The sequence below is a fragment of the Providencia sp. PROV130 genome (assembly GCF_028482225.1).
Lineage (GTDB): Bacteria > Pseudomonadota > Gammaproteobacteria > Enterobacterales > Enterobacteriaceae > Providencia > Providencia rettgeri.
In genome coordinates this window covers 1-5,995 of the sequence record NZ_JAMPQC010000057.1, presented here as the reverse complement: position 1 = coordinate 5,995, position 5,995 = coordinate 1, and the positions used below count along the sequence as shown (strand labels likewise).

The window sequence follows — 5,995 nt, the reverse complement described above, 5'->3', positions numbered from 1 at the left end:
GTATGTTTTGATCCAATATCTGGTCTTAAACTTGTTTTCCCTTTGGTTTTAATTCTTCCCGAGCTAAGCACTCGGGATTTTTTATTTGTGATTGAGTACAGGGAGAATTAAATAATTATAGTTTAAGATTTTTTAAATACTATAAATAAAATAGGAATGATAACGATATTATGTGTTTATTTAATCCACTTATTTAAACTTAGGTCATATATTCTGTCTGCTGAGTTTATCATTTCAGGCCTATGTGCAACAAAAATACGTGTTATTTTTAATTCCGCTATAGCACTAGTTATATTTTTTTCATTAATAATGTCTAAGTCGCTTGTTGCTTCATCAAGTAATAGAATTTTAGGTTCACGATAAAGGGCTCTTGCGATTGAAATTCTTTGTTTTTGACCTCCAGATAATGTATTTCCAATGTCGCCAATCATTGTGTCATACCCCCTAGGGAAAGTATTAATATCATGGTCAATAGAGGCCAGTTTTGCACATTTTACCATTTTTTTATGGTCAATAATTTCATTAAAGCTGCTAATGTTTTTAGATATTGAACCCGCTAATAGCTTATCATCTTGCATTACAAAAGAAATGTGATCCCTAAGTTGATTTTTCCCGATTGTAGAAATACTAATTCCATTAATCAAAACATCTCCATCAGTAGGGGAGTATAAACCGGATAATATGTGTAATAATGTTGATTTTCCACACCCAGAAAAACCAACTATAGCTATACTTTCTCCGGGATTAACTTCAAAGCTAACATTTTTTATAATAAAGGGTTCATTTTGAGAACGACGGTAGGATAGATTTATAATTTTAAGGTGACCATTAGTATTGTTATGAAATTTTCTTTCTCCTTTATCTTCAATGGGCGAAATAATTATATCAGTAAGTCTATGACAATGCATAGATATTAAATAAAATTCAGCAATGGCGTTAGTGATTTTTACTGTACGTGTACTAATCATATCTGAATAAAGTATAGAGGCTAATAATATTCCTATTGTCATTTCTGAATCAAAATATAATGCTCCGATAATAAGAACATAAATATTTGAAAGGCCAATTAAAAGCGTGGATATCGTACTGTTTAATAGGTCAAATTTAAATAATTTATTTTTTGTATAAGTGTTTTTAATTACATTGTTAATCCATTCTCTTCGGCGAACCCCTTCTAAATTGAGTACTTTTATTGTGCTAATTCCCCTAATGGTTTCTAAAAAATGTGATGACTGTATTGAGTCAAATAAAATATTCTCGATTTTAGTTGATTGATAATTAGAAAATGAAATTAACCTTATGGTTATATATATGATGCTAATTGTTATTGGACCAATAGCTAATATTGGTGAGTATAAAATAAGAATAATAGCAGATATAATTATTACAATTATTTCCAAAAGAGATTCAACCATATTAGCAGTAAAAGCATCTTGAATTGTATTTAATGATTGAAATCTTGAAGCTATATCTCCGGTATGACGTTTTTCAAAGAAAGGTAAAGTTAGTTTTATTAAGCGATTAAAAAAAACCTCTGACCATTTAATACTTAATCTGTAACGCATATTGAGTAATAGTGAGGCGCGTAGAATAGAAAATATAGATTTAATTATTAGTGCAAATATCACAATAATTCCAACTAATAATATTCCATTGTGATCTGATGATCTCACTAATATATCAATAGTGAATTGTGTAGCTATTGGTATAGAGACTGATAATATTTCTATCAATATAGATAAAATTAGTATGCTTAAAAATGTAGATAGTAATTTTCTAACACCGCGAAATAAATAGAAGATGGTAATGTTTTGAGTAAGAGGTTCTTTGTTAAAAGTTTGCTCAGGCCAAGCTTCAATAATAAACCCTGTAAATTTATCTGATAATTCATGAAATGATATAATACGGCGACCTACACTTGGGTCATGTATAATGGCTTTATGAGATGTTATTTTAACTAAAACAATAAAATGATTTAATTTCCAATGAAGAATGGTTGGATGTCGTAATGATTTAAGTTCATCAATTTCTACTCTAGCAGCTCGAGCTGTCATGTTTATTTTTTCAAAAGCAGTAATAACTTCTTGCAATGTCATCCCATTATTTGTTGTAGTATGGATATTTCTTGCAGATGTAATATCTATATTTTTACCGAAATAACCTGAAATCATTGCCAAACAAGCAAGCCCACATTCGCTGGACTCGGACTGTAGAATCAAAGGTGTTCTCTTTTTTAATGAAAACATAACTCAATCCTTATCATTAATATGGTTTACGTTAAATTTTAATGGAATGAATAACCACTCCCAAATACGTCTCTTTAGGGTTAATATATCAGCATTTACGTGTACTCCTGTAGGTAGATATAGTAAATTACTATCAGGGGTAACTAATACACGAAAGAAAACCTTATTTCCTGATAAATTATTTGGTGTGGTACTTATAGAAAATATTTTTCCTGATATTTTTCCAAACCATTTCCATGGTTGAGAGTCAACACGCATAATAACGGTTTGCCCTACATTTAAATATGGTTTTGTAGAAGGTGGAGCTAATATTTCTATTAATGTGACCGCATTATTAGGAGTTATTACTGCAATTATTTTATTTTCTTCTATTCTTTGTCCATTGACTATGTTTAGAGAAGAAACAATACCATCAATAGGTGAAGTGATAATTGATTCAAGGTTAGAAACTGAATTTATAATCTGTTGTTGAAAGTTTGTCTTTTGTTGTTCTATATTTATTGATAATTGACTTTTTTTTGATTTTATTTTTTTTATTTCATCTACTATTTGGAGTTTTTCACCAATAACTCTTTCTATACTAATTTTATAATTATTTATTTTAAATAATGAATTGAAATAATCATTTTCTGCTCCTATAATTTCTTGAATGGTTGTTATACCTTTTTTTTGTGAATTCTTATAAAAAATCATTCTTTCTTTTAATTTAACATTTCGTAATAGCTCATCTTCCTTGGCTAATTTAATTGCTATTATTTCTCTATCTTTGTGAGTGAATCTTTCATATAGATTTTTTTCTTCGTCATCGTGGTCTTTTTTTATTCTAGACTCCATTTCTGATAGTTCTGCAATTTTTATCTTTGAAATCTCAATTGTTTTTATGTCTTTCCCACTTCCGAAGTATTTTGCATCGTGAGATACGAATGCTATTGCATCTCCCTTATTTACTTTACTTCCTTGCTTTATATTGATCTCTCTTATTATTCCGCTTTTGTTAATCGTTATTTCTATAGCTGAAGGCGAGTATATTATCTTACCTTTTACTAATACTCTCTGGGAGTAGTTGGAAAAAAATATAAATACTATAAGGGTTAAAGTTGAAAGTAAACATAAAAATACTATTGGTAATATAGATGATGGAAATGCACTGTATCTCCCTATTAATGTTTTTTCTTTATATAATATAGATTCGCTCCTAAATATAGATTTATTTTTTTTCATGGAATCAACTCTGTATATATAAAACTTTTTTAGCTAGATCTATCAGTATTATTTTATTTTTCATAAATGACATTCCAAGTAGTCCATCAAACTCTATGTTCTTAGAAGGAAGGGAGTTTATTGCAATAGCATATTCATTCTGCATATTGCCTTTAACATCCCTTATTAAGATATTTTGTACATTGCAATCAGAGTTCAAGGCTTCAGAGGAAATTACATTACAACCTAGGTATTTGTTTTTATTTGAAAGCCTGCTGGAAAATACAATAGAATGTGAGGCTGCAGTATCAATAATAAAATTCAATGGTTTATTTTGAGCATATGCAGTTATTTTCAACCCTGATTCAGTTTGCTCTATTGGATAGGATGACCAATTTTTAGTATATTCTGGTGTATCTTTTAAAATTATTAATTTGTTTTTTTTGAAATCTAAAATGATTTTTTTCTCATAAAAAATACCAAGGCCAACAACTTCTGTCTGAATGATTTTTTCTCCTATGTTAAGTCCCCATGGTTGTAATTCAACAATTTTGACATTGTTAAAAGTCACATTTGAAATAGATAGTTTATCAACAGTCCATGATGTCACATTATTTTCATTTCCTAATATATCCATATATCTATATGGGGTTTTATTTTTCACATCTAAACTTTTATTGTTAAATATTTTTTTTATATTGCTATTTTCTAAATGTAGGCCTTCACTGCTTCCTGTATCAAGCATTAATGATAGTTTTTTATTTTCTATTTCTAAATTAATGATGGGAATACCAATTTCATTATAACTTAAAACTCCTAATTGACTACCTTCACTTGGAAATGATATGTTAGTTAGTAAGTAAATTGAAAGTAAAACTCTAATCATGATTTTATTCCTAAATTATCCATAATTAATTCTTCAGGCACCCCATATTCTAATAAATGCGATGCAGCCCGACTTAATATTTTTTTTATTGAAGGGCAAAATACTGATTTTCTATTAAAACTATCAGCTTTAGAATATCGCTGTATATGTCTACCACCAGAGCATGTTTTTTTCCAAATGCAATCAACGCAGTCAGAAGGTAGTTGACTATTAATTTTCATATATTTTTTCATTTGCCATGAGCTTAATGTTTCTCTAAATTTGATGTTTTTTATATTTCCAATAACAGAAAAAATATTGTCATTTGTCCCTCTAAGAGTATCATCTATATAAACATCTCCTTCTGAACTAATAGTTAAAGCAATTATATCATTACTAGTTTTGCTTACTCCCATTGTTGGCGTAAAATCAGGTTTTAACATAGACTGAATATTTGTATGAAAATAACGAATGTAAATGTCACTATTTGAATCTAAAAAAAACTCATCTATAGCAGAGCAATAAAATTCTGATAAATGCGTTGGATCAATGCATGTATCATGAGTTTCATCAGGTATGAGAAAGTCAAATTTAGTACATTCTAATTCATCAACAAAATGCCTATATATATCTTTTCCGCTAACATTAGGATTGGCAACACATAAAATTCCAGGTTGATCTTTAAGTTTTCCTTCTTTCCAAGCATTTTGGAGTAATTTAAAGCCTTTTATAGTATTATCGTAAGTACTACGACCTTTTGTATCTAATCTATATTTATCATTTATATGCTTAGGGCCATCAATAGATACTCCTATGCTTATACTGTATTTGGAAAATATATCTATCCAATCAGGGTCTATTAAAATAGCATTAGTTTGGCAAGCTAAATATAACTTAGTATTACTGTAATTTCCTGAAATTAATTTCTGACAGGCTGCTATAAATCTTTTTTTGCCCATCATTAATGGTTCCCCACCATGAAAATCAACTTGAATTGATTCAATATCATATTCTGTAGTTGCTTGTTCAAAAAATTCAACTAAATAATTAATAATTTCACTGGAAATAATTGGCTTGGAATTTATTGCGACTTCATTTCCAAGGTTAAATACATAGCAATATGTACAATTAATATTGCATCTTTCACTGACTTTTAAGATGACTTCTAGATGCTTTATTTTATCCATAGTCTTTCCTTATCTATACGGTAGGGAAATCCCTACCGTTGATTAGTTATATTTGCTTGTCCCAACGTGCAAAAACGTTAACCCAGCCGCCTGAAACACTTTCTAGCATAGACTTTACTAATGCTTCACGAGAGCTTCTTTCATTAGATGCCAATTTTACATTGGCATTATTTTCTTTAATCTCTTTATTTAACTTAGACATGGTTTTATCCCATTATTGAGGCACCGAATTGATGTTTTTTGAATTTAATGTAAAATACAGCGTATGCATAATTAAAGTTTTATTAAAGTGCCTTTTGTTTTTATTTATTAGTGATGCTTCACAATGAAATATTGAAATATACCTCTAACAGGTAGGGTGTTATATGATTAGTTTTAATATTAATAAAAATGTTTTTTGCTATGTTATTATATTATTTATAATGAGTGTGGTTGAATAATAAATTTTTGAGAATGTTAATAGATATATAACGTCTGTAAATTAGTAGATAAGCAAG

The 5,995-nt window shown here is 28.8% G+C and carries 5 protein-coding genes; all 5 read right to left on the bottom strand.

Translation table 11 applies throughout. From position 1 onward, the window contains the following. Positions 1 to 176 precede the first annotated feature (176 nt). Genes PSF28_RS23195 through xyeA form a run of 5 tightly spaced genes read right to left on the bottom strand, consistent with a single transcriptional unit; the run spans position 177 to position 5,700 of the window. Complete coding sequence (locus PSF28_RS23195) at positions 177 to 2,246, bottom strand: peptidase domain-containing ABC transporter (protein ID WP_272685722.1); 2,070 nt, start codon at positions 2,244 to 2,246, stop codon at positions 177 to 179. Positions 2,247 to 2,249: 3 nt separating this feature from the next. Beyond that, positions 2,250 to 3,467, bottom strand: a complete 1,218-nt coding sequence (locus tag PSF28_RS23190) for an HlyD family efflux transporter periplasmic adaptor subunit (protein WP_272685721.1) — start codon at positions 3,465 to 3,467, stop codon at positions 2,250 to 2,252. Positions 3,468 to 3,471: 4 nt separating this feature from the next. Beyond that, the gene (locus tag PSF28_RS23185; protein WP_272685720.1) at positions 3,472 to 4,332 is read right to left on the bottom strand and encodes an aspartyl protease family protein; all 861 of its coding nucleotides are present in this window, start codon (positions 4,330 to 4,332) and stop codon (positions 3,472 to 3,474) included. Beyond that, positions 4,329 to 5,498: a cyclophane-forming radical SAM/SPASM peptide maturase XyeB gene (gene xyeB, locus PSF28_RS23180; RefSeq protein ID WP_210837304.1), complete on the bottom strand. Its 1,170-nt coding sequence runs from the start codon at positions 5,496 to 5,498 to the stop codon at positions 4,329 to 4,331. The genes PSF28_RS23185 and xyeB overlap by 4 nt, the downstream gene beginning before the upstream one ends. Positions 5,499 to 5,544: 46 nt before the next feature. Further along, complete coding sequence (gene xyeA, locus PSF28_RS23175) at positions 5,545 to 5,700, bottom strand: XyeA family cyclophane-containing RiPP triceptide (protein WP_210837302.1); 156 nt, start codon at positions 5,698 to 5,700, stop codon at positions 5,545 to 5,547. Between the last annotated feature and the right edge of the window lie 295 nt (positions 5,701 to 5,995).

Coding starts and splice junctions, on each gene's coding strand:
- PSF28_RS23195 (WP_272685722.1), bottom strand. CDS start 2,246: ATGTTTTCATTAAAAAAGAGAACACCTTTGATTCTACAGTCCGAGTCC.
- PSF28_RS23190 (WP_272685721.1), bottom strand. CDS start 3,467: ATGAAAAAAAATAAATCTATATTTAGGAGCGAATCTATATTATATAAA.
- PSF28_RS23185 (WP_272685720.1), bottom strand. CDS start 4,332: ATGATTAGAGTTTTACTTTCAATTTACTTACTAACTAACATATCATTT.
- xyeB (WP_210837304.1), bottom strand. CDS start 5,498: ATGGATAAAATAAAGCATCTAGAAGTCATCTTAAAAGTCAGTGAAAGA.
- xyeA (WP_210837302.1), bottom strand. CDS start 5,700: ATGTCTAAGTTAAATAAAGAGATTAAAGAAAATAATGCCAATGTAAAA.